At 72.4% G+C, this 23,626-nt stretch carries 15 protein-coding genes; 3 read left to right on the top strand and 12 right to left on the bottom strand.

What is annotated here, in order from left to right; translation table 11 throughout:
* Positions 1-63 precede the first annotated feature (63 nt).
* Together speB and ACX6XY_RS06210 are read left to right on the top strand one after the other, a co-directional pair.
* Complete coding sequence (gene speB / locus ACX6XY_RS06215) at positions 64-1,083, top strand: agmatinase (protein WP_460327255.1); 1,020 nt, start codon at positions 64-66, stop codon at positions 1,081-1,083.
* Positions 1,080-2,786, top strand: coding sequence for a thiamine pyrophosphate-binding protein (locus ACX6XY_RS06210; protein WP_460327253.1), 1,707 nt, complete (start codon positions 1,080-1,082; stop codon positions 2,784-2,786). Before speB ends, ACX6XY_RS06210 begins: the two co-directional genes overlap by 4 nt.
* 25 nt (positions 2,787-2,811) lie before the next feature.
* Here the strand turns inward: ACX6XY_RS06210 and ACX6XY_RS06205 are convergent, their stop codons facing one another.
* The 12 genes from ACX6XY_RS06205 to ACX6XY_RS06150 all read right to left on the bottom strand — a co-directional run bounded on the left by ACX6XY_RS06205 (position 2,812) and on the right by ACX6XY_RS06150 (position 22,394).
* Positions 2,812-3,621 carry an endonuclease I family protein gene (locus ACX6XY_RS06205; RefSeq protein WP_460327250.1) on the bottom strand — a complete coding sequence of 270 codons (810 nt, stop codon included), beginning with the start codon at positions 3,619-3,621 and terminating at the stop codon, positions 2,812-2,814.
* A gap of 202 nt (positions 3,622-3,823) precedes the next feature.
* Complete coding sequence (lysA, locus tag ACX6XY_RS06200; RefSeq protein WP_460327249.1) at positions 3,824-5,167, bottom strand: diaminopimelate decarboxylase; 1,344 nt, start codon at positions 5,165-5,167, stop codon at positions 3,824-3,826.
* A gap of 6 nt (positions 5,168-5,173) precedes the next feature.
* Positions 5,174-6,448, bottom strand: a complete 1,275-nt coding sequence (locus ACX6XY_RS06195; RefSeq protein ID WP_460327247.1) for an ATP-grasp domain-containing protein — start codon at positions 6,446-6,448, stop codon at positions 5,174-5,176.
* Between the two features lie 93 nt (positions 6,449-6,541).
* A complete protein-coding gene (locus tag ACX6XY_RS06190; RefSeq protein WP_460327245.1) occupies positions 6,542-8,062 on the bottom strand; it encodes a class I tRNA ligase family protein in 1,521 nt (506 codons plus the stop codon).
* Complete coding sequence (locus ACX6XY_RS06185; RefSeq protein WP_460327243.1) at positions 8,059-8,415, bottom strand: cupin domain-containing protein; 357 nt, start codon at positions 8,413-8,415, stop codon at positions 8,059-8,061. The genes ACX6XY_RS06190 and ACX6XY_RS06185 overlap by 4 nt, the downstream gene beginning before the upstream one ends.
* Positions 8,412-9,773, bottom strand: a complete 1,362-nt coding sequence (locus ACX6XY_RS06180; RefSeq protein WP_460327241.1) for a lysine N(6)-hydroxylase/L-ornithine N(5)-oxygenase family protein — start codon at positions 9,771-9,773, stop codon at positions 8,412-8,414. The genes ACX6XY_RS06185 and ACX6XY_RS06180 overlap by 4 nt, the downstream gene beginning before the upstream one ends.
* Positions 9,774-9,809: 36 nt before the next feature.
* Entirely contained in the window at positions 9,810-10,217 is a 408-nt protein-coding gene (locus tag ACX6XY_RS06175) for a cupin domain-containing protein (protein WP_460327239.1), read from the bottom strand.
* Entirely contained in the window at positions 10,214-14,638 is a 4,425-nt protein-coding gene (locus ACX6XY_RS06170) for a non-ribosomal peptide synthetase (protein ID WP_460327237.1), read from the bottom strand. Before ACX6XY_RS06170 ends, ACX6XY_RS06175 begins: the two co-directional genes overlap by 4 nt.
* A 156-nt stretch (positions 14,639-14,794) precedes the next feature.
* On the bottom strand, positions 14,795-18,289 hold the full coding sequence (locus ACX6XY_RS06165; protein WP_460327235.1) for an amino acid adenylation domain-containing protein: 3,495 nt from the start codon (positions 18,287-18,289) through the stop codon (positions 14,795-14,797).
* Positions 18,290-18,381: 92 nt separating this feature from the next.
* Positions 18,382-19,887, bottom strand: coding sequence for an MFS transporter (locus tag ACX6XY_RS06160; protein WP_460327232.1), 1,506 nt, complete (start codon positions 19,885-19,887; stop codon positions 18,382-18,384).
* Positions 19,881-21,257, bottom strand: coding sequence for a hypothetical protein (locus ACX6XY_RS06155; protein ID WP_460327230.1), 1,377 nt, complete (start codon positions 21,255-21,257; stop codon positions 19,881-19,883). The genes ACX6XY_RS06160 and ACX6XY_RS06155 overlap by 7 nt, the downstream gene beginning before the upstream one ends.
* A 216-nt stretch (positions 21,258-21,473) precedes the next feature.
* On the bottom strand, positions 21,474-22,394 hold the full coding sequence (locus ACX6XY_RS06150; protein WP_460327228.1) for an EamA family transporter: 921 nt from the start codon (positions 22,392-22,394) through the stop codon (positions 21,474-21,476).
* Positions 22,395-22,542: 148 nt separating this feature from the next.
* Here ACX6XY_RS06150 and ACX6XY_RS06145 point away from each other — a divergent pair, with 148 nt between their 5' ends.
* Positions 22,543-23,454, top strand: a complete 912-nt coding sequence (locus ACX6XY_RS06145) for a LysR substrate-binding domain-containing protein (protein ID WP_460327226.1) — start codon at positions 22,543-22,545, stop codon at positions 23,452-23,454.
* Positions 23,455-23,626: the final 172 nt, after the last annotated feature.

Below are 23,626 nucleotides of genomic sequence, written 5' to 3'. Positions count from 1 at the left end.
GGCCGCCGCGCTCCAAGGAACGTACAAATACGAAATCCGCAGACCCGTTTTACGCTCGAAATCATGAGCACCCCCACCTCCCAGCCGCGCGGCCCCGTCGACTCCTCCCGTATCCCGCGTTACGCGGGACCCGCGACCTTCGCACGGCTGCCCCGGCTCGACGAGGTCGGCGGCCGGGCGGACGTCGCCGTGGTCGGCGTGCCCTTCGACTCGGGCGTCTCCTACCGCCCCGGCGCCCGCTTCGGCGGCAACGCCATCCGTGAGGCGTCCCGCCTGCTGCGCCCGTACAACCCGGCCCAGGACGCCTCGCCCTTCGCGCTCGCGCAGGTCGCGGACGCCGGAGACATCGCGGCCAACCCGTTCAACATCAACGAGGCCGTGGAGACCGTCGAGGGCGCGGCCGACGAGCTGCTCGCCACCGGCGCCCGGATGATGACGCTCGGCGGCGACCACACCATCGCGCTGCCGCTGCTGCGCTCGGTCGCCAAGAAGCACGGCCCGGTCGCGCTGCTCCACTTCGACGCGCACCTGGACACCTGGGACACCTACTTCGGCGCCGAGTACACCCACGGCACCCCGTTCCGCCGGGCCGTCGAAGAGGGCATCCTCGACACCGAGGCGCTGTCCCACGTCGGCACCCGCGGCCCGCTGTACGGCCGCCAGGACCTCGACGACGACGAGAAGATGGGCTTCGGCATCGTCACGTCCGCCGACGTCATGCGGCGCGGCGTGGACGAGGTCGCGGACCAGCTGCGCCAGCGCATCGGCGACCGCCCGCTGTACATCTCGATCGACATCGACGTACTCGACCCGGCGCACGCGCCCGGCACCGGCACCCCCGAGGCGGGCGGCATCACCTCGCGCGAGCTCCTGGAGATCCTGCGCGGCCTGTCCTCCTGCAACCTGGTCTCCGCGGACGTGGTGGAGGTCTCGCCCGCGTACGACCACGCCGAGATCACCTCGGTCGCGGCCTCGCACACCGCGTACGAACTGACCACGATCATGAGCCGCCAGATCGCGGACGCGCGCCAGAACGAGGCCGCGCGACAGAACGCCGCCGCCTCGCCGACACTGGGCCAGTGACCCACGACCACGACCTGATCCTCGCCCCCACCGAGCGCCAGACGGCGGCGGCCCTCAAGCCGCCGCCGGGCCGCACCGGCGGCGACCTGGTCGTCGAGACCCTGTACGGGCTCGGCGCCACCACCGTCTTCGGGCTGCCGGGCCAGCACGCGCTCGGCCTGTTCGACGCCGTACGCCGCTCCGCGCTGACCTATGTGGGCCTGCGGATCGAGAACAACGCGGCCTTCGCCGCAGACGGCTACGGCCGGATCACCGGCGAGGCGGCGCCCCTGCTGCTCTCCACCGGGCCCGGCGCGCTGACCTCGCTGGCCGCGCTCCAGGAGGCGGCGGCCGCCTCGTCGCCCGTCCTGGCGATCAGCAGCCAGATCCCGGCCGCCGGGCTCGGCGGCGGCCGCCACGGCCATCTGCACGAGCTCCGCGACCAGCAGGCGTCGTTCCGCGACGTGGTGAAGTCCGTCCACACGGCCCGCACCCAGTCCCAGATCCCGTCCGCGATCGCCGCCGCCTGGGAGTCCGCGCTGACGGCCCCGCACGGCCCCGTCTGGGTGGAGATCCCGCAGGACGTCCTGACCGCCGAGACGCTCCTCCCGGCCGTCACCCCCATGGACGCGACCCCGCACGACATCGTGCCGCGCCCCGAGCTGACCGCCGTCGCCGCGCACCTCCTCGCGCACGCCGAGCGCCCGGCGATCATCGCGGGCGGCGGAGTCGTACGCGCCGACGCCGCCGGGAAGCTGCGCGCGCTCGCCGAGAGGCTCAGCGCCCCCGTGGTCACCACCTTCGGCGGCAAGGGCGCGTTCCCCTGGGAACACCCGCTGTCCCTCCAGTCCTGGCTGGAGGACCGCCACACCACCGACTTCCTCGAAGACGCCGACGTCCTGCTCGTCGTGGGCTCCGGCCTCGGCGAACTCTCCTCGAACTACTTCACCTTCCAGCCGCGCGGCCGGGTCGTCCAGATCGACGCCGACGCCGGGAAGCTGGAGGCCAACCACCCGGCCCTGGGCATCCACGCGGACGCCCGCCTCGCCCTGACCGCGCTCCTGGAGACGCTGGACGCGCTGGACGCGCGGCGCGACGACCCCGAGGCCCCCGAGCGCGTCCGTATGGTCCTCACCCGCGTACGCGAGCGGATCGCCGCGCAGGACCTCACCCTGGAGCAGCGCCTGCTCGCGTCGGTCCGGGCGGCGGTGCCGGACGCGTCCCCGACCTTCTGGGACATGACGATCCTGGCCTACTGGGCCTGGTCCGCCTTCGACGCCCGCCGCCCGAACACCATGCACTCCGCCCAGGGCGCGGGCGGCCTCGGCTACGCGCTCCCGGCCGCGCTGGGCGCGGCGGCCGCCGACCCCACGCACCCGGTGCTCGCCGTGTCCGGCGACGGCGGCGCCATGTACTCGCTCGCCGAGCTCGCCACCGCGCGCCAGCACGACCTGCCGGTCACCTGGCTGATCGTGGACGACGGCGGCTACGGCATCCTCCGCGAGTACATGACGCACGCCTACGACGAGCTCGCCGGTACGGACGTCACCGAGCTGACCCGCCCGGACTTCGCAGCCCTGGCCGAGTCCTTCGGCGTCCCGGCGCGGCGCACGTCCCCGGAGTCCCTCACCGACGACCTGGCCGAGGCCCTGGCGGTGCCAGGACCTTCGGTCGTCGTACTCCCAGCGGTACTGAGGATGTTCGCGCCGACGCACCAAGACTGAGAGCGCCCCGCCAGACCGCCGCGGCCTACCAGATCGACTCCACCCACTCGGGGTGGTCGATGAACGGGTTGCGGTTGTGCTGGTAGCGGTCGTAGATCAGCTCGTTGCGGTTGCGCTCGAAAGAGTCCGGCGGGTCCTCCTGGTGCCACTGCTTGAGCACGTACAGACGGCCCATGTACGGGGAGCTGCCGTTGCTGACCCGGTTGTTGGGCTCCAGGTCGGCGAAGCCGTCGTCGCCCTCGTAGCGCACCGCCATATAGAGGATCATGCGGGCCACATCGCCCTTGACCGCGTCACGGGGCTCGAAGGAGTCGGAGTCGGTGTAGTTGCCGGGCGCGCCGCTGACCGGGCTGCCGCCCCAGTCGAAGTCCTTGTTGCCGCGGATGCTGTTGACCTGGACGTCGGTGGGGCGCAGGTGGTGCAGGTCGGTGCCGGGGCCGGTGGAGGTGCCGAAGCCGCCGTGCGACTTGGCCCATACGTGCTCGCGGTTCCAGTCGCCCACGCTGCCGCCGTTGAGTGACTTGCTGCGGGACTTGCCGCTGTACAGCAGGCGCACGTTGGCGCTGTTGTACGGGTCCTCGTCGGTGACCTTGAGGGCGTTCCAGACCTGGGAGTACGACAGCCTGTTGTGGTCGTCGACGATGTCGTGCAGCGCGTGCTTGAGCGCCGTGCCGGTCTTGCCGGTCGCGTCCGCGTAGTAGTCGTCGTAGGCGGCGTACGCGCTGGCGGGGGCGGTGGCGGCCGGGGGCGCCGCGGCGGCGGTCGGCACCGTGAGGCCGACGAGGGCCGTGGCGGCGGTCAGCAGGAGGGCAGGGCGTATGCGAAAGGGGTGCATAGGGGGACGTCCTTCCCGGAAGGGCATCAGGCCCCGCGCCGTGCGCCTGGTCCAAGGGGCACGGGATCTACGCGGGTTGACTTGGTGTCATTCCGGATCGTGACAGGTCCGCGGGCTCGGCCGTGTGAACGTGACGCGGCGGTTCTGTGACATTGTCATGGACGTGTCGATAGGCGCTTCCGGGTGCCGCCCGCCGTCGGTGCTACAGCTCCGGGTCGCGCTCCGGCGCGAGCAGCTCGGCGATCGTCTGGCGACGGCGGATCAGCCGGGTCTCGTCTCCGTCGGCCAGGACCTCGGGGATGAGGGGTCGCGAGTTGTAGTTCGACGACATGCTCGCGCCGTACGCGCCGGTGTCATGGAACACCACCAGGTCGCCGATCTCGGTGCGGGGCAGCGGGACGGGCTCCACGTCACCGCCCTCGACCTGGGTGAACACGTCCCCCGACTCGCAGAGCGGGCCCGCCAGAACCGTGTCCCGGTACCCCTGGTCGCGGAAGGCGCCCGCGGAGTCGAGGACCGAGACGCGGTGGTTGCTGCCGTACATCGCGGGGCGCATCAGGTCGTTGAACCCGGCGTCGACCAGGACGAAGTGGTTGCTGCCCACGGGCTTCTGGGCGCGCACCTCGGCGGCCAGCACGCCGGATCCCGCGACCAGGAAGCGTCCGGGCTCGATCTCCAGGCGGACCGGGTGGCCCAGCTCGGAGACGAGTTCCCGGCGCGCGTCGTCCCACAGGTCGAAGTAGCGGTCGGTGTCGATCTCCGGGTCGCCCGGCGCGTACGGCACGGACAGGCCGCCGCCCGCCGAGATGGCCTGGATGTCCCGTCCGGCCAGCTTCACCTGCTTGACCATGGTCTCGCAGACCGACTCCAGGTGGCTGTAGTCCACCCCGGAGCCGATGTGCATATGCAGGCCGACGAGGTCGAGCCCGTGCTGGTCGACCAGGGCGAGGCTGTCCTGCAGATGCTCGTGCCAGATGCCGTGCTTGCTGTGCTCGCCGCCGGTGTTGGTCTTCCGGCTGTGCCCGTGGCCGAAGCCCGGATTGATCCTGATCCAGACCGGGTGGCCGGGGGAGGCCGCGCCCACCTGGTCGAGCATCTGCGGGGACCCGGCGTTGACCGGGATGCCCAGGTCGACGACGCGGCGCAGGGTGGACCGGTTCAGCAGGTCGGCGGTGAAGACGATGGGCTCGTTGTCCCCGTCGACCCGGTATCCGGCCGCCAGGGCGCGTTCGATCTCGCCTTCGGACACCGCGTCGACCAGTACGCCCTCCTCGCGCATCAGGCGCAGGATGTGCAGGTTCGAGCAGGCCTTCTGGGCGAAGCGGATCACGTCGAAGCGGCGCAGGCGCGCGATCTGGGACCGGATCGTCCCGGCGTCGTACAGCCACAGCGGGGTGCCGTAGCGCTCGGCCGCGTCGGCGAGCCGCGGCCCGTCGAGGGAACCGGGGAGGGAACCGGCGAGGTCCCCGGCACGGGAGGCGGCGGCCGCGGGTACGGGTACGGCCGCGGATTCGGACGCGGACGCGGGTACGGGTGTGGAGGTCATGGTCAGTCAGTCCTTCTCGCCGATCATCAGTGCGGTTCCGAAATCCTCTTCCAAGCGGCGCAGGATCCGCTCGGCCGTCCGCACCACGGACGGATGGTCCGGGCCGCGCAGCATGAAGCGGGCCACGATCTGCCCGGCCTTCACCCGCTGGCCGGGCCCGGTCGCGTAGTCGTCGAACCCGACGACCTCCAGGACCCCCGGCTCGTCGGCCAGCCAGTCCAGCGACGCCCCGGCGGCCAGGACGCCGCCGTCGCGGGCCATCACCTTGCGCCCGCCGACGCAGCCGGTCAGCGGGCCCGGCAGGGCTACCTCCGCGTCCGGGTCGAGCAGGCTGAGCAGCCCGGCGAAGATGTCCGTTCCGGTGGCGTGCCGGTAGATGAGGGGCAGCGCGCCGCCCATCACACGGGGGTTGACCTCGACCAGGACGGGACCGCGTTCGGTGACCATGATCTCCAGGTGGAACAGGCCCAGGTCCAGGCCGATGGCCCGGCACACCTCGATCGCGTACGCCACGCAGGCGGCGGTCTGGTCCTCGGGGAGATGCGCGGGGATGTACGAGCCCAGCTCCACGACCTCGTCCTCGGCCCAGCGGAACCGTCCGGACACCGCGAACGGGTAGAACGCGCCGTCCTTGGCGCCCAGTTCCACCGAGACCAGGGTGCCGACCAGATACTCCTCGACGAGGATTCCGCGCTGGAACTGCTCGTGCCACTGGCGCGGCACCGCGTCCAGGCCGGTCAGCAGCTCCCGGCAGCCGGTCGCGGTCTCGGCGGCGTTCGCCGCCACGCAGGAGAGCAGACTGTCCGCGCCCGACGGCGGCTTGAGGATCACCGGGTAGCCGATGTCCTCGGCCGCGGCCAGCGCCTCTTCCTCGGTCTCGACCAGGGCGTACCGCGCGGAGGCGAGCCCCGCCTTCTCCAGGGCCGCGCGGCACCGGTCCTTGCGCCGGGCGGTGAGGACGGCGTCGGTCGCCGTGCCCCGCAGTCCGATGTCCCGGCAGGCGACGGCCACCGCCTCCGCGCTCAGCTCCAGTTGCGCGGTGACGACGTCGATGGGGTCCACGGCGTGGCGGGCGGCGAGCACTCGGGTGACGGTCTCGGCGTCGGTGGTCACCAAGTGGTCGACCAGGTGGTCCACGGACTCGACGATCCGCAGGTTCTTCTCGGTGGGCGGATAGAACGGCTCGGCGGACTGCAGGTAGGTGACCCGGTGACCGGCCTGCTTGGCCAGCCGGATCGCTTCGAGCGCGGCGGGATTCGAGTCGACGAACGCGATGTGCATGGGTTCTGCCTAGCGGTCGGTTGCGGGGGCGCTTGCGGTTGCGGTTGCGGGGAGGGGCGATGCGGTGCGGTGCGGGGCTGGAGGAGGGCGCGCTCACACGGGGTGGGTGAGCAGGCCCGCCAGGTCGGGGACGACGCCCGGCGCGAAGGCGGCGTAGCGGGCCTCGATCTCGGCGGCGAGTCCGGGCACCAGGGGCTCCGCCTGGGCCGCCAGGACGCGCAGGCCGCGGACGGCGAATCCGGGGTCGTCGGCGGCCCTGGCCGCGAGCAGCGCGAGCAGGTTCGCGGTGGTCTCCGCGGCCTGGCGCATCGAGAAGGTCTCCACCGCGTACGCCCGCCGCATCCGGTCGCGGTAGCGGTCCAGGAGCGCCTCGGCCCGCGGCGCGGCCGTCACCGGCTGCCCGGTGCGCGGGGCCAGCGCGTCGGAGAGCGCCTGGAGCGGCTGGTGCAGCCGGGTGCGCACGGTCCGCAGGAACTCGGCCTCGGTGAAGTTGGCGACCTGATGCTCCGGGTTGTCGAGCGCGAGGTGGAAGCGCACGTTGTCCGGGCCGTACTTGCCCACCAGGTCGCGGGCCCAGATCAGATGGCGCCGACTGGTGGAGAACTTCGCTCCGTCCAGGTGATAGAACTCGTTGGTCAGGATCGCGGTCGGCTCGGCCAGCGAGCCGTGCGCGAGGGTCAGCCCGAGATGGGCGAACGAGAAGTAGAACGTGTTGTCGTAGCCGAGGAACTGTACGAGCTCGAAGCCGGAGTCCCCGGCCCAGACGCCCGGAGCCGTCCGCGGTGCGTGACGGGCCCTGGCCGCCTCGGCCATATGGATCAGGCCGGGCAGCATCTCCGCCCAGACGTTGAACACCTGACCGTCGAACCCGTCGATGCCCACCGGGATTCCCCAGTCCGCCGGGTAGCTGACCGGGAAGTCCGGCAGCGGCCGGGACAGCATCTCGTCGACGAAGCGCAGCACATGCGGGCGCATGGTCGCACGGCGGCGCTCGTAGAACTCGGTGAACTGCTCGCGGTACTCCTCCAGCGGCAGGACCAGGATGTCCACCGCACGCGGCTGTGTGGCGTCCTCCTCCCCCGCCCCGGTGCTCGCGGCGAACAGCAGCGAGCCGACGTCGTTGGGGTGCCCGCAGTTCTCGCAGATCGCCCCGCAGGTGCCGACCAGGCACTCGGGGCAGTACCCGGTGGCGAAGGCCTCCAGCAGGTAGCGTCCGGTCCGCGCGCAGTACGGGAACGTCCAGGTGCGCGTCCGCAGCTTGCCCGCGCGGTAGAGCCCGGTGAAGAACTCCCGTATCTCGCCGCGGTAGACGTCGTCGGGACGGGTGAAGGCGTCGACGCCGATCTGGGCGAGCTCCAGCGTCTCGGCGATCTCCTGATTGCAGCGCTCGGCGAGCCGGACGGGGTCGAGCCCCAGGCGCTGCGCCGTGGTGACCACGTAGGTCTGGTGGTCGTCGCCCCCGGACGCGTACAGCACCGTGTGCCCCAGCAGCCGCTGGGCACGGCTGAAGACGTCGGCGCCCAGGTACGGGCCGGACAGGTGCCCGACGTGCAGATCGCCGTTGGTGGTCGGCGGAGTGGCGGTGACCAGGAAACGGCGGGGCGCCCCGGTCATCGGCTCTCCCCGAAGGGGCCGAGGGACCAGACCGACAGGAGCTCCAGTTCCTCGCTGGCCGAGGCGTTCTCGAAGTGGTGCGTCTGCCAGGAGCCCACCACCAGCGCGTCACCGGCGGCGATGTCCGTGCGGACCCCGTCGACCTCGACCGAGCCGCTGCCGCGCACCACGTAGAAGTGCTCGTGGTCCTCGTGGGAGTGCGGGGTGGACGCCGTGCCGGGTGCGATGGTGCAGACGCCCATCCCGGTGTCCGACGGCCCGCTGGACCGCCAGGGCAGGATGCGCCGGAACGCGCAGCCGTACTCCTGCTGGACGGCGGCGTCGTCCCGCCGCTGGATCTGGACGCCGCTCATGCGTGGACTCCTTCGAGTACGGGGGTGGCGAGGGGCGGGTGGCCGAAGGCCGGGGCGTTCAGGACCGCGTCGAGGATGTCCCCGGCGCGGTGGGCGAGCAGCGAGAGCAGCGTGCTGGTCAGGCCGTGGGTGTGCTCGGCGGCGCCGTGCAGGAAGATCCGCGGCGCGAACGGCTCGGCGGTGCGTACCGCGTAGTCGCGGTCGACGAGCAGTTCGCCGTTCCCGTCCCTGAGCAGATACGGGTCGACATCGGCCAGCAGACCGCGCGCCTCACGGAAGTCGTAGCCGGTGGCCAGCACGACCGCGTCGTACCGCTCGGTGCGGGTCGCGCCGGTGAGGAGGTCGCGTACGGTGGCGGCGGCCTGGCCGCTTTCGGCGCGGGCGCCGGTCAGCTCGGTGAACCGGCACAGCCGCAGCCGCGAGGTGCCGTGCACCTGCTGGTCGTAGAGCAGTTCGGCGACCGCGGTGATGTCCTCCTCGTCGACGGCCGCGTAGTTGGTCGCCTTCAGCTCGGACAGGATGGCGCGGCGGCGCGCCGGGTCGGCGCCGTGGAAGAGGTCCACCGACGCCGGGTCGAAGATGGCGTTGACCAGGGCGCTGCTGTCGGCCGGCAGCAGCGCGAAGCCCCGGTGGGCCAGCGTCACCTCCGCGGCCGGGAACTCGCCCGCCAGGTACTGGAAGATCTCCGCCGCGCTCTGTCCCGCGCCCACCACCAGGAAGCGGTGCGGCAGTGCGCGGCCGCGGTCGTGGAAGGACCGGACGCGGTCGAGGAAGGAGCTGCTGTGGAAGACCGTGCCGTCCGCCAGGGTGTGCGGGTCGACTCCGGCCGGGATGACCGGCGTGCCGCCGGGCGCCAGGGACACATGGTCGGCGGACACGGTCCGCCCGGTGCCGTCGGGGCCGCGGTAGTCCACTTCCAGCCGGGTGACCGTCCCGTCCGGCCCGGTCACCGGCCGGACCCGCTCGGCGGTGCTGCCGTACGTCACGTACGGGGCGAGCTGCCCGGCCGCCCACCGGAAGTAGTCCACGAACTCCCGCCGGGTCGGGTTGAGCGTGCCGAGGTTGAGGAACGGCTCCAGCCTTCCCTTGGCGACCAGGTAGTTGACGAAGCTGTACGGGCTGGTCGGGTTCCTGGGCGTGACCAGGTCCTTGAGGAAGGCGACCTGCATCCGGGCTCCGGGGAGCAGCATGCCGGGGTGCCAGGAGAAGGCGTTCCCGGACTCCAGGAAGTGCAGGTCCGTACCCGCCGCGGCGGCGCCGGCCGAGGCGTGCAGCGCGCTCAGAGACAGGTGCGAGGGGCCGAAGCCGACGCCCAGGAGGTGGTGGTGCGGGTGTCCGCCGGGGGAAGTGCGGGTCATGGTGTCTCCGCTCTCCTCTCTCTTCTCCGTGCCAGGTCAGTCGGCCTGGACGGCGGGAGGGGTCTGGGCGTTACCGGCCGGGCGGTAGTGGGCGTAGAACTTCTTGGTCGGCTCCAGGACTTCCCAGGTGCCGGTGAATCCGGCGGGGACGACGATGGTGTCTCCGGGGACGAAGGTGCGGGCGTTGCCGTCGTCGTCGGCGATGATCACCCGGCCGTGCAGCATGTGGTAGAACTCGTCCTCCTCGTACACCGCCCGGAACTTGCCCGGTGTGCCTTCCCAGACGCCCGAGGTGAAGGCGCCGTCGGGGCTGGTGAAGTGCAGGGTGTTGGTGATCGCCAGTTCGCCGGAGATCCAGCGGTCCGGGCCCTTCTCGACGTTCTTGACGTTCTCCGGCGCGGACTCGCCGAAGACCACGATGTCCTTGATCGTTCTGCTGGTCATGCCGATCCCTTCGATAGCTGGGTGTGGAGCAGGTCCGCGATGAGCCGGGCGGAGGCCGGGCGGACCACCGAGTAGTGCGTCTCAGGCAGTGGGTGGACCGCCGCCGTGGCCGGGACGAGACCGCCCGGATGCCGGTGCAGCGGCACCAGCCCCCGGAAGGCGTCGGGGCGTTCGTGCTCGGCCGTGACCACGAGCAGCGGGGCGTTTGGCGGCAGTGGCCGCGGCCGGTGGTCCAGGAGCAGTCGACGCAGGGCGCGGTACTGGTCGTAGAGGTCGCGCAGGGCCTGGGGCGGCTCGTCGGGGAGATGGACCGAGGCGAGGTGCGCGAACGGGTCCGGGTGGCCGCGGGGCACGGACGGTTCACCGTGCGGGCCGTCTCCCTGGCCGAGGTAGTCGGTGAAGAAGCCGACGGCGGACGCCGACTCGTCGTCGGTGGCGGCGATGTCGTCGGTGGTGATGTCGGTGTCGGCGGTGGTGCCGGTGTCGGCGGTGGTGCCGGTGCCGGTGTCGGCGGTGGTGTCGCCCGCGGCCACGAAACTGTCCACCAGCGTCAGCGACCGCACCCGTACGAGGTCCGCCCGGCGGGCGATCTCCGCGGCGATGACACCGCCCATCGACCAGCCCAGCAGCTGGACCGGCCGGTCCAGCGCACCGAGCGCGGCCGCGTACTGGGACGCCAACTCCTCCAGTGTGCCGGGAAGTTCTCGGGGCGAGGGGGCCTGGAGGCCGTACACGGCGTACGAGGCGGGCAGCGCGTCGAGCAGGTCGCGGTAGCCCAGCAGATGCCCGCCCACCGGATGGACGAGCACCACCGCCGTCTCGCCCGCCGGTCTGATCGGCACCAGCGACCGGTGGACACGGTGGTCGAGCAGTTCGCACTGCGCGGCGATCGTGCTCGCCTCGAAGAGACTGGACAGCGGAAGCCGTACCCCGAACTCCTCACCGATCCGCCGGACCAGCCGCACCGCGGACACCGAACTGCCGCCGACCGCGAAGAAGTCGTCGTCGACCGAGCGGACGTCCGTGCCGCATACCTCCCGCCACAGCCGGGCGAGCGCCGCCTCCCGCTCGGTGCGCGGCGGCCGGTCCGCCGGGCTCTGGCCGACGGCGTCGCCGTGCGCGGCGTGCTCGTCGGCCAGGGCGAGCAGGGCCCGCGCGTCCCGCTTGCCGTTGGCGGTCAGCGGCAGCGCGGGAACGGAGCGGAAGGCGCTGGGCACCGCGTACGAGGGCAGGGCCGCGCCCAGGCGGGCGCGGAGCGCCGCCGGGTCGAGCGTGCCGCCGTCGCCGGTGGGCGCGGGCCCGTCGCCACGCGCGCCGTCGTCTCCCGTCGCGGCCTCGCCCGCGCGGGGCTCGGTGACGACGAAGGCGATCAGACGGCTGGCGGCCCCGGTGCCCGTCACCACACAGGCCGCCGCCCGGATCTCCGGCTGCGCCGTCAGCCGCTGCTCGACCTCCAGCAGATCCACCCGGTAGCCGCGCACCTTGGCCTGGCTGTCCACCCGGCCGAGGAATTCCAGGGTGCCGTCGGGCCGGTACCGGGCGTGGTCGCCGGTGCGGTACAGCCGTTCGCCGCCGCGGGGATGGCGGGGAAATCGGGCCTCGGTGAGTTCGGGCTGCCCGTAGTACGCGGCGGCGAGTCCGTCACCGGCGATGAACAGCTCGCCGGGCACCCAGTGCGGGACGTCCGCGAAGGCCGCGTCGAGTACGTGATAGCGCTGGTTGGCCAGCGGCAGCCCGTACGGGACGGACTTCCAGGACGGCTCGATCCGGTCCACGACGTGGTAGTTGGACCAGATCGACGCCTCGGTCGCCCCGCCCAGGGCGACGATCTCGGCCTTGGGGCTCGCCCGCCGGACGCGTTCGGGCAGGTCCAGCGGAATCCAGTCGCCGCTGAGCAGGATCAGCCGCAGCCCGCCGAGCACCTCCGGGGCCCGCTCGCCGAGGTGGTCGAGGAGCATTTCGAGGAGCGCGGGCACGGTGTTCCAGACCGTCGCACCGCTGTGCCGGACCCAGTGCGCCCACAGCTCGGGGTCGGGGCGGGGGCCGCAGGGCGGGACCACGACGGTGCCGCCCGCGTACAGACCGCCGAACAGATCGAAGGCCGACAGGTCGAAGTGCAGTTCGGACAGCGACAGCAGCCGGTCGTCGGGTCCGACGCCGAAGCGTTCGACCACGTCCTGAACGGTGTTGAGCAGGCCGCTGTGCGGGATCGCGACGCCCTTGGGGGCGCCGGTCGAACCTGAGGTGAAGATGACGTAGGCCAGCTCGTCGGGCTCGGGCACCCGAAGCCCGACCGGCTCGGGCTCGGGCGTGGGCGTGGGTGCGGGCTCGGGTGTGGGTGCGGGCTCGGGTGTGGGTGCGGGCTCGGGTGTGGGCGTGGACGTGGGCTCGGGCGTGGAGGCGTCCACGTCGACCACGGTGACCGTCCGGTCCAGCCGGGCCAGGAGCCGCGCGCCCTCCGCGTCGGCCAGGACCCGGTCGATGCCGTGCCGACCGAGCAGCGCGTCGAGGCGGGCCACCGGCCAGTCCGCGCCGAGCGGCACGTAGGCGCCTCCCGCGGCGATCACCGCCAGCGCCGCCAGGTACTGTCCGGGCCCCTTCCGCGCCAGTACGCCGACCAGTTCGCCCGCTGCCGCCCCGCACCCGCGCAGAGCCCCGGCCGTCGCGGCCACCCGGTCAGCCGCCTCGCGGTAGGTGACCGTCCCGTCCACGCCGTGGAAGGCGACCCGCTCGGGGGTACGGGAAGCTCCTTCGCGCAGCCCGTCGAGCACCCCGCCGCCGGGGAAGCGGCGTGCGGTGTCGTTGGCCGCCTCGCGGGCCGTCAGCAGGGCTGCGGGCAGCGGGGGCGGCGCCGGAGCCGCCCAGGCGTCCTCGGCGTCGGCCAGCCGGTGCAGCAGGTCGGCGTGGGCCGCCGCCAACTCCTCGACCAGGCCGTCGGGAAACGCGTCGGCCACGTGGTCGAAGGTGCAGACGAGCTGCCCGTCCTCCTCGGAGACCTGGTGGTCGATGAGGACCTGCGGGGTGTGCATGGACTTGAAGACCAGCTCCCAGCCCGTGGCGCACAGATGCGGCGGCAGCGCGTCGGCCGTCGACTCGTCGAGACCGGAGGCGAAGACGAAGGGACTGCCCACCGCCGCACCTGGCTGGCGCCGACGGGCCCGGCGGGCCAGTTCGACCCCGGACAGCCAGGCGTGCGGGAGATCCGCCATCAGCCGCCGCTGGAGCGCCGCGGCCCGCTCGGCGAAGGACGTGCCCTTCCCGTCGCACTCCAGCAGCAGCGTGCCGCCGAAGTTCCCCACACAGGCGTCCAGAGCCGAGGCCGAGGCCGACTCCGGCGCGCCCGCCGCCAGCATGCCGCGTGTGGCGACCAGGACCGTGAGGGAGAACGAGTCCTGCCCCGACCAGCGGCGCAGTACCTCGGCGTAGGAGGAGCAGAGCACGGTGTTGGCCGACAGACCGGCGGCGCGGGCCTTCTCGCGCAAGCGCTCCCAGACGGGCGCGGGCAGCCGGTGCCTGACCCTGGCGAACCGCGCCTCGGCGGGTCTGGTCAGCTCCGGCAGCTCCGGAGGGCCGGGCAGTACGGGGGCGCGCCGCTGCCAGTGCGCCACCGCGTTGCGGTAGGCCTGGCTGCCCCGGTGCTCGGCCAGGGCGTTCACATAGTCGGCGAACGCGCCGGGCGGCACGGCCGTCGCCGAGGGTGCGCGGCCCTCGTACGCCTCGGCCAGGTCCCGGCAGACCAGCCCGATCGACCGGGCGTCGAGCACGAACAGCCGCAGGCACAGCAGGACGAACGTGGTGCCGCGGGCCGTGTAGACGGCGCAGCCCAGCTGAGGTCCGTCGGCCAGGGCGGGCAGCAGCGCGGCCGCTGTCTCGCGCTCTCGGTAGAACGCCTCGCGGGCCGCCGCGGCGTCCAGATGACGCCAGTCCACCCGGACCGGGCCCCAGCCGTCGTCGAGCGCCACGACCCGCTGGAGGCCGTCCTCGTCGACGGCGCACCGCAGCATCTCGTGCCGGGTGAGCACCGTGCGCAGCGCGCCGCGCCAACGCTCGGCGTCGAAGTCCGGCACCTCGAAGCCGTGCGCCACATAGGCCGGGGTGGCCAGCTGCGGGAAGTCCGACTCGCCGACCTGGTACGCGCTCTGCAGATCGGTCAGCGGGAACGGCCGGGGGGCGGCGCCCGGTCCGGCCCCCTCGCCCGGCGCCGGAACGCGGGGGCCGGGGAGGCCGGGGCGGGCGGCGATCGCGTCCAGGACGGGCTCCTCGGCGGCCTTCAGCCGGTCGAGGAGGTCGCGCGGCGCGTCCTCGGGAGCGTCGACGGACAACCGGCCGCGGCGGGAGCGCACCACGACGCCGTGCTCGGCCAACTCGTCGAGGAGCGCGAGCACATCCCGCCCCCCGGCGTCCAACCGTGTGTCCTCCACCGTGGTGTCCCTTCCTGACCGCTGTCCGCCGTGGGCTCTCCGCCGTACGCCGACGCCGACGCCGTGCGTTGTGCGCCGTCCGCCGTCCGCCGTCCGCCGTCCGCTTCGGCCGCTCGTCTGCTTCTTCCGCCTGACCGTCCAGATCGCCTGGATCGCCTAGAGCGACTGGTCAGCCCCCTCCGCGGCGAGCCGGTGGACGGTGCCGTCCGCCGTGAACAGCTCGCTCAGCTCGAAGTCGAAGCCCTCCGCCTGAGCGAGCGACACCAGCCGCATGGCCGCGAGGGAACTGCCGCCGAGCGCCAGGAACGGCGTGTGGACGTCGACCTGTTCGACCTGGAGCACCTGCGCCCAGATCCGGGCCAGCGCGATCTCGTCCTCGGTGCCGGGCGCGGTGGCGACGTCGGCGCTCGCGCCGGCGCCGCGGGCCGGGAACAGCGCCCGCTCGGCCGCGCCGTCGGGCAGCGGCTCGGCCGCCGGGCCCGGCCGGTGGGCCGCGATGTGCTCCGCGAGCTTGCCCACCGACTCCGTACCGCCGTCGGCGATGGACTCCAGCACGCCGCGGAAGGCCTTCAGAATGCGATCGACCGACTCCGCGTCGAAGAACGCCAGGTCGTACTTGACCTGGAAGAACAGCTGCTCCTCCGGCATCGCCTCAATCGCGAACGGGTAGTTCGTCCACCCGACGTAGCGCTCCTGGCGTACGTGCACGCCGCCGCGCCCGGACCAGCCGGTGCCGCGGGGGAAGTTCTCGAAGATCAGCAGCGACTCGAAGAGGGGCTGGCCGCTCGGCAGGTCGGTGCGCTGCTGGATCAGCGGCAGCGGGTAGTGGTCGTGTGAGCGCGCCGCGACCTGGGTGCGCTGGATCTCCCGCAGCCAGTCGCCGATCGGCTGCTGAGGCTCCAGACCCACCCGCATCGGGAGGCTGTTGATGAAGATGCCGACGATGTCCTCGACACCGGTCAGCGCCACCGGCCGGTGGGTGATGGTGATGCCGAAGCAGACGTCGTCCTGCCCGCTGCAGCCGCCGACGACCACCGCCCAGGCGCCCTGGACCAGGGAGTTGAGGGTCAGCTGGTTGGCGCGGCCGTAGGCGAGGAGCCGCTCGGTGAGTTCCTCGCCGAGGTCCAGACGCGCTTCGGCATGCATCTCCTGGGAACTGGCGGAGAGACCGAGCTGGGAGGACCGGCCGATCACGGTCGGGCGGCGGAAACCGGCCAGCCGCCGCAGCCAGTAGTCGCGGGCGCCGGCGATGTCCTCCCGCTCCAGATACGCGACGTAGTCGCCGAAGGAACGCGTCGGCCGGAGCTCGGGCAGGCGGCCTTCCAGCTTCGCGTGGTAGATCTCCAGCGAGTCGCGCAGCAGGACGAACAGCGACCACGCGTCGAGGATCAGATGGTGGTAGCTCATCACGAGCTTGTAGCGGGTCGCGCCGAGCCGGACCAGGGTTAGCCGGAACAGGGGCGCCCGGTCGTAGGCGAATCCCGTGCGCCGGTCGTCGTCCAGGTACCGCTCCAGGAGTTCGGTCTGCTCCGCCTCGGTACGGTCCGACCAGTCGAGCACCGTCCAGCCCAGCTCGGCCTTGTTCTGCACGGCCTGGAGCGGCTCGGACAGGCCTCGCGTGGCGATCCAGACCCGCAGGATCTCGTGCCGGTCGACGACCCGCTGCCACGCCTGGTGGTAGGCGTCGAGGTCGACCTCACCGTCGATCGCGTACAGGAACTGCTCGAAGTAGACGCCCGAGCCCGGATCGAGCAGCGAGTGGAAGAGCATGCCCTTCTGCATCTCGGTGAGCGGGTAGACCGCCTCGACGCCGTCGGGGTCGAGGGCGGACTCCCGTACGGCGGCCAGGTCCTCGTCCGAGAGGGTGAAGCCCTCCGGCTCGGCGGACTCCGGCTCGGCGGAGCCGGTCGGCGCGGGCCGTGTGCGCCGCTGCTCCTCGATGAAGGCGGCGGTCTCGGCGACGGTGGGGGTCGCGAAGACCTGGGTGGCGCTCAGGTCGATGCCCTCGCGGTTCGCCTTGGCGCTGATCAGGAACCCCTGGATGGAGTCACCGCCCAGCGCGAAGAAGTTGTCGTGGATGCCGACGGCGGGCAGGTCCAGGGTCTCGGACCACAGCGCGCACAGGTAGCCCTCCAGCTCGTCGCGGGCCGCGGTGTAGTCCTCCGCCAGCTCCAGCTGGGCGCCCCGCAGCTCGTGCAGGGAGCGGCGGTCGACCTTGCCGTTGTGGGTCAGCGGGATCGCGTCGATCACCGTGAACGTGGCCGGGACCATGTAGTACGGCAGCCGGTCCGCCAGGTGGGCGCGGATCGCGGCGGCGGTCGGGGGCTCGTCTGGGCAGGTCAGATGGGCGACCAGGCGCTGGTGCCCGCCCGCGCCGCGCAGCCCGGAGGCGACCGCGCCGGTGACGCCGGGGATTTCCAGCAGCCGCGCCTCGACCTCGCCGAGCTCCACCCGGTAGCCAGCGATCTTGACCTGGTCGTCCATCCGGCCGAGGAGTTCGAGTCGGCCGTCCTCGGTCCGCCGGGCCAGGTCGCCGGTGCGGAACACCCGGCCCTGGGAGGTCTCGGCGAACTTCGCGGCGGTGAGTTCGGGCATCCGGTCGTATCCCTCGGCGATGCCGGTACCCGCCATGCACAGCTCGCCCGTCTCGACCGGGTTGAGGTCGGCGTCGAGCACCCGCGGTGTCAGCTCGGCCGGGTGGCCGACCGGGACGAAGCCCTCGTACCCGACGCCGGGCAGGCATTCCCAGTATGTGCTGTAGAGAGCCTCGGTCAGGCCGTAGACGTTGAACAGCCGGGCGTTCAGGCCGCTGGCGAAGTACTTCTCCGGCAGGGCGCCGGGCATCACATCGCTGCTGCAGAAGACGTACTTCAGGGAGGTGTTGGCCGCGAACGCGGGGTTCTCCAGGATCCCGGACAGCAGGGCGGGGACGACCATCAGGGTCGTCACGGACCCGCTGTTGATCAACTCGACTAGGCGGTCGGGGTCCTTGTGGTCGCCCGGCGGGACGATGACCACGGCACCGCCCGAGAGCACCGGCCAGAAGACCTCGCGGACCAGGTTGGTGATACTGAGGGTGGTACGCAGCAGCTGCCGGTCTCCGGGCAGGAGCGGGAAGGTGCGCTGGAGCCACCGCTGGCCGCTGAGCAGGGCGCGGTGGGTCAGCATCACGCCCTTGGGCGTACCGGTGGAGCCGGACGTGTAGAACACGAACGCCAGGGCGTCCGGGGCGAGTTCGACGGGCTGGCCGAGCGGCTCGACGCCGCTGTCGAGCAGGTCCTCGACGGCCGCGAGACGGATGTCCCGCGGGCAGGGCTCGCTGAGCAGGGCACGCTCGGTGACGACGAGTTCGGCGCCCGAGTGCTCCAGGATCGTGGCGCGGCGGTCGGCCGGGTCCTCCGGGTCGACCGGGACGCAGACCCCGCCGGCGCGCAGCACGCCGAACAGGGCGGGAAGCAGCGCGAGGGAGCGCGACATATGCAGACCGACACGGCTGCCGGGACGGACGCCCTGAGCGGCGAGGGCCGCGGCGATCCGGTCCGCGTCGGCCTCGACTTGGGCGTAGGTGACCGACGCGTCCCCGTAGAGGGCTGCGGTGCGGGTGGGGGCCGACGTGGCCTGCGTGGTGAGCAGGTCATGCAGGAACGACATGCGGGGACACCATCTTCCGTGGAGTCGGTGCGGATGAGGGCAGGAGATAAGGGAGAACGGGCAGGCCGACCGGTGTGCGGCGGCCGGGCGGGTCAGTCCCGCGCCGAGCGGGGCGTGCCGGTTTGTGCGGCGGTCGTGTCGGCGGCCTCGGCGCTGACGGCGGTGTCAGTGCTGGCGGCTTCCGTGTCGGTGCTGGCGTCCTTGCCGGGCTGTACGCCCGTGGCCCCTGGGCGGGTCGGGGGAAGCAGTACCCCCGCGATCAGCGGGAGGGCGCCCGCGGTCAGGAAGACCCAGGTGATGCCGACGGTCGAGGCGAGTGCCCCGCCGATCACCGATCCGAACGGGATCACACCCCAGGTCAGCCATCGGTAGGCGGCGTTGACCCGGCCGAAGAGGGCCAGCGGAATGGTCGCCTGACGGTAGGAGACCACCGCCACGTTCCAGACCATGGACACGAGTCCGTAGGCGAAGAGTCCCCCGGCGACGACCGGCACGCTGGGCACGGCCAGGCACAGGAAGCAGACGCCGAGCAGCGGAGCCCCGCCCCGCATGACCGGCCCGTCGCCGATCAGCTTCAGGACGCGCCCGGTCACCAGACCGGCGAGGATGCTGCCGACGGCGAGACAGGTGAGCAGGAGCCCGTATCCGGACTCGGAGAGGCCGAGCCGACCGGGCGTCACGGCCCACAACGGCAGCATGGTCAGGCACATCGAGTACGAGAGGTTGTTGACGGCCGCCGCGGTCGCGAGCCGGGCGAGGTCCCGGCGGCCCCGGAAGTACCGCAGACCCGCGCCGAGTTCGCCGGCCATCGAGCGGAGCGACGTCCGCTTCCCGCCTTGCGGGGCGGCCTTGGCGCCGGCCTCGGCACCGGAACCGGCCTGGGCCGTCCGCTCCGGTCGATCGTGGCTCGCCGCCTTCACGACGGCCGCGGGCAGCAGCCCGAGCGTCCACACCGTGATCACGTACAGCGCGACCACGACGGCGAGGCCGCCGCCGGAGCCGAGCGCCACCACGTATCCGCCGAGGGCGGGCCCGAGCAGCTGCGCGAGGAACATCTGAGTGGACTGCAAGGACGCGTTGGCCCGAGGCAGTTGTCCCACCGGGACCAGCCGGGGCAGCTGGGACTGCGCGGCCACGTCGACGAAGATGCCCGCGCAGCCGATCAGGAAGGCGGTCACCACCAGCGCCCACAGCGGCAGCCGGTCGGTCGCGGCCAGTGCGCACATCACGATCACCAGCGGCAGCCGGATGGCCGAGGCCCAGCGCATCACGGTACGCGGCGCCCACCGGTCGGCGACCACCCCGGCGGGCAGCGTGGCGATGAGCCAGGGCAGCCGGACCGCGAGGCCCACCACGCTGACCGCCACCGCCGAGCGGCTGATCCCGAGGGCCAGCAGGGGGACCGCGATCTTGTAGATGCCGTCCGCGAGATCCGAGGAGACCACGGCGGACTGGAACAGCCGGAACGGCGAGCCGAGCCGCTCGCGCTGGGCACCCCCCGTCTGTGGCGTGCTCCCCGTCTGCTGCGTCTGCTGTGCCTTCGGGGACTTCTGCGTCTGCTGTGCGTCGTCCCGCCGCTTGCGGAACCCGCTCAGCATCGGTCCACCAGCAGGACGGAGCTCATCAGGGCGCCGTGGTGCGCGTTGAGTACGGGACCGCCACCGGGAACCCCATGCCGGATCAGCACACCCGAGGGGGCGCCGCCGAACATGAACGGGCCCAGCACGAAGGGGACGTCGGCGTGCTCGACCGCGCCCGTCTTCTGGTCGTAGAAGTCCAGCGAGAGACAGTCGGGCGTCACATGGCGCTGGAGGATATGACCGCCCTCCCGCTCCGCGCGCGACAGCGCGTCGCGCCAGGTCTCGTCGGAGACTTCGGGGCCGAGGACCACACCCCCGCCGCCGTATCCGCCGACGGGCTTGAGAACCAGCTCCGCGCGGTGAGCCAGGGCGTGCCGCAGCAGCTCCGCGCCGTCGGCCGCCGGGCCGGGGAAGAGGGCGGTCCAGGGCAGATGCCGCTCGATCAGCGACTGGTCGGACTCCGGGAGGGACTCCCTGTCCTCCCACAGCCAGGCCAGGGTCGTCTTGTCGCTGAGCAGCCAAGTCGCCTCGGACGTGTGCATCCGTACCTGCCCGGCGCGCACGGCGCGGATCAGGGCGTCGAGGCCGTCGCTCGGCGGCTGGTCGCAGCTGAGGAACAGGCGGAACACCGCGTCCACACGGCGGCCGTCCAGGAGCAGGGCGTCGTGCTCGTCGGTCTCCAGTTGGTCCATCAGGCAGGCGACGGTCTCCATGCCGTGGCGGCCGCCGCTCGCGCACATCGGTTCCAGCCAGGCCAGGAAGGCGTCCGGGTCCTCCAGACCGGGCGCCGCGCCTTTCCGGAACACGGGAATGGCGACCCGCGAGCCCTGGGGGAGTTCCAATGACGTACGTATTTCAGCGAACCGGGAATCCACCGCGGAAGGCGGTGTGTCAATGCGCTCTCCGCCGGGAATCGGGCGATAGAGGTCACGGAATCGCGCGGCGAGCAAATCCGCTTGCAGTGTGCCGCCGAGCGCCCCGTCGATGTTGAACTCGACGAACCAGGGGACACCGTCGCGATAGACGATGTCGGGGCGCGCCGCGACGAGCAGGTCATCGCTGAGCGGCTCCGTCCGGGACAGGAGCGGGACGGTGGCCCCGGCCACTCCCAGCACGTCCTGGAGTTCGCCGACGGTGGCGGCCCGACGGCGGCACGCGTCGAGGACCAGCCGCATCAGACGTGCGGAGACGCGTCCCAGCTCGTCGTAGTGGGCCCGGTCGACGAAGGTCGGCCGCAGCGGGCGCCACGTCCCCTTGGATCCGCTGATTCCGTCGTGGACGCCGGGCGCTCCGGTCGCCGACCGTTCCAGTGCGGCTTTCCTGAATGACTGCGGGAGTTCACTCCATACGTCGAGTGAATGACGGAGCGGGCCAGGCCTTGTTCTCATTCCCCTACATGTCTTTCTTCGCGGTGCCGCGCAGAGGGGATCACGCTCGCGCCGCCCCCGACTGCTTGGCCGGAACACTATCCCGCCGTCTCCGGCGGCGGGGTTCGGCCTAGGGACATCTGTTGATTGAGCAGCGGGGGAGGCGGATGAATGGTGTGGCGTGCGGCGAACCCATGAAGATCCATCGGTCTGCTTGTGGTGAAGCAGCAAATATCACTATGCGGTCATCCTGCTCGGCGGCCGCGACGTCGGTCGTGGCCGCTGAGCGGGGGTCGTCTTCCGGCCAGGCCGTCCCAACGACGTCACCGCCACCCCGCCCACCAGCAGCACCGCCGCGCACCAGCGCAGCCCGCTCACCCCCTCGCCCAGGATCATGGCCGCGGACGACATCCCGAACACCGGGACCAGCAGCGAGAAGGGCGCGACCGACGAGGCCGGGTGGCGGCGGAGCAGCCAGCCCCAGGCGCCGAAGCCGAAGAGGGTGGACACCCAGGCCACGAACAGGATCGCGCCGACGCCCGCCCAGTCCAGCCCGCCCAGCGCCCGCCCGATCTCGTCCCCGCCCTCCAGGGCGAACGACAGGAGCAGCAGCGGGAGGATCGGTACGACGCTGACCCAGACCATGAAGTTCAGCGCGTCCCGCGGGGCGGCCCTGCGGGTCAGCACATTGGAGAAACCCCAGGCGAAGGCCCCCGCGACCACCATCGCGAAGCCCAGCAGCGGACCCGAGGCGCCCTCGTCGTACGCGGCCACGCCGATCCCGGCGAACGCCACGCCCATCCCGAACGCCCGCACCCGGCCCGGCCGTTCGCCGAGCAGCGCGAACGCGAGCAGCGCCGTGAACACCGCCTGGATCTGGAGCACCAGCGAGGCGAGCCCGGCCCCCATCCCCGCGTCCATACCGGCGAAGACCAGCCCGAACTTGGCCACCCCCAGGGCCAGTCCGACGCCCGTGAGCCACTTCCAGCCGACGCACGGCCGCCCCACCAGGAACACCGCGGGCACCGCGGCGGCCAGGAAGCGCAGCGCGGAGAACAGCAGGGGCGGGAAGTGGCCGAGGCCGATCTCGATGACGACGAAGTTGACGCCCCAGACGGCGGCGACGAGAACGGCCAGGCAGATGTGTGCGGGTCGCATGCGTCGAGCATCCCGGCCGATGACCATGTAGCACCAGCGCGGATGTCTGCATGATTGAATGAAGCACTGCTTACGGTTTGTCGGACCAGATAAACCGGATGAACCAGAGAGACCAGATCACTGGGGAGCCGGGGCGGGAGGACGCTCGATGCTTGACCTGGCCCGGCTGCGTGCCCTGCACGCCGTCTCCGTGCACGGCACCATCGGCGCCGCGGCCGCCGCGCTCGGCTACACCCCGTCCGCCGTCTCGCAGCAGATCGCCAAGCTGGAGCGGGAGACCCGTACGACCCTGCTCGAACGCCAGGGCCGCGGCGTGCGCCTCACCGAGGAGGCCCGGCAGTTGGCCGCCGCCGGACAGGAGCTGCTGGCGATCGTCGAGCGGGCCGAGACCGACCTGGAGGAGCGCCGGGGGCTGCCGTCCGGGCGGCTGACCATCGCCGCGTTCCCCTCCGCCGCGCGCGGGCTGTTGCCCGGAGTGCTGGCCGACCTCGCGCGGCGGCATCCGGCGCTCGACACCCGGCTCAGCGAGGTCGACCCGCATCTGTCGGTCGACCTGGTGGCCAAGGCGGCGGTCGACCTGGCCGTGGCGCACGACTGGGACATCGCGCCGCTGCCCGCGCCGCCCGGCGTCGAACTGGCGCTGATCGGCGAGGACCTGTGCGACCTGCTGGTGCCCGCCGGGCATCCGCTGGCCGCCCGTGACGTGGTACGCCACGAGGACCTGCGGCACGAGCGGTGGGTCTGCCAGCCGCCCGGCCGGGTCTGCCACGACTGGCTGGTACGGACGATGCGCGCGGCCGGGAGCGAGCCCCGTATCGTCCACCAGGCCGACGAGAACCCGACGTTGATCGCCCTGGTCGCCGCGGGCCTGGGCATCGCGGTGATCCCCCGGCTCGGCCGGGGCCCGCTGCCCGCCGAGGCCGTCGCGGTACGGCTCGAACCGCTGCCGGTGCGGCGGCTGTACGCGCTGTGGCGCACCGGCGCCGCGCGCCGCCCGGCGATCGCCGATGCGGTGCGCACGCTGCGCGCGTTCTGGCCCGCGGCGGAGCGGCGGCCCTAGGCCCTGCCTTCAAACTCCCGTCTGCCTCGCGACGCCATGCACGCACTCTCGCCGCACCGGGCGCAGACCCAAGTACGTCCAGTACGAGGGCCCGCACCCGGCACGCCGAGAGCACGCACCTGACGCCGCGAGGCCGCCCTTCGGGCGACGACGGGAGTTTGAAGACAGGGCC

It is taken from the genome of Streptomyces sp. O3 (assembly GCF_054788135.1).
This window is presented reverse-complemented; position numbering and strand designations above follow the sequence as displayed.

Excerpts from the sequence above, each read along its gene's own strand:
- ACX6XY_RS06165 (WP_460327235.1), bottom strand. The coding sequence starts at position 18,289 with ATGTCGTTCCTGCATGACCTGCTCACCACGCAGGCCACGTCGGCCCCC.
- ACX6XY_RS06150 (WP_460327228.1), bottom strand. The coding sequence starts at position 22,394 with ATGCGACCCGCACACATCTGCCTGGCCGTTCTCGTCGCCGCCGTCTGG.
- ACX6XY_RS06155 (WP_460327230.1), bottom strand. The coding sequence starts at position 21,257 with ATGAGAACAAGGCCTGGCCCGCTCCGTCATTCACTCGACGTATGGAGT.
- ACX6XY_RS06175 (WP_460327239.1), bottom strand. The coding sequence starts at position 10,217 with ATGACCAGCAGAACGATCAAGGACATCGTGGTCTTCGGCGAGTCCGCG.
- ACX6XY_RS06185 (WP_460327243.1), bottom strand. The coding sequence starts at position 8,415 with ATGAGCGGCGTCCAGATCCAGCGGCGGGACGACGCCGCCGTCCAGCAG.
- ACX6XY_RS06145 (WP_460327226.1), top strand. The coding sequence starts at position 22,543 with ATGCTTGACCTGGCCCGGCTGCGTGCCCTGCACGCCGTCTCCGTGCAC.
- ACX6XY_RS06180 (WP_460327241.1), bottom strand. The coding sequence starts at position 9,773 with ATGACCCGCACTTCCCCCGGCGGACACCCGCACCACCACCTCCTGGGC.
- ACX6XY_RS06205 (WP_460327250.1), bottom strand. The coding sequence starts at position 3,621 with ATGCACCCCTTTCGCATACGCCCTGCCCTCCTGCTGACCGCCGCCACG.
- speB (WP_460327255.1), top strand. The coding sequence starts at position 64 with ATGAGCACCCCCACCTCCCAGCCGCGCGGCCCCGTCGACTCCTCCCGT.
- ACX6XY_RS06160 (WP_460327232.1), bottom strand. The coding sequence starts at position 19,887 with ATGCTGAGCGGGTTCCGCAAGCGGCGGGACGACGCACAGCAGACGCAG.
- lysA (WP_460327249.1), bottom strand. The coding sequence starts at position 5,167 with ATGACCTCCACACCCGTACCCGCGTCCGCGTCCGAATCCGCGGCCGTA.
- ACX6XY_RS06195 (WP_460327247.1), bottom strand. The coding sequence starts at position 6,448 with ATGCACATCGCGTTCGTCGACTCGAATCCCGCCGCGCTCGAAGCGATC.
- ACX6XY_RS06190 (WP_460327245.1), bottom strand. The coding sequence starts at position 8,062 with ATGACCGGGGCGCCCCGCCGTTTCCTGGTCACCGCCACTCCGCCGACC.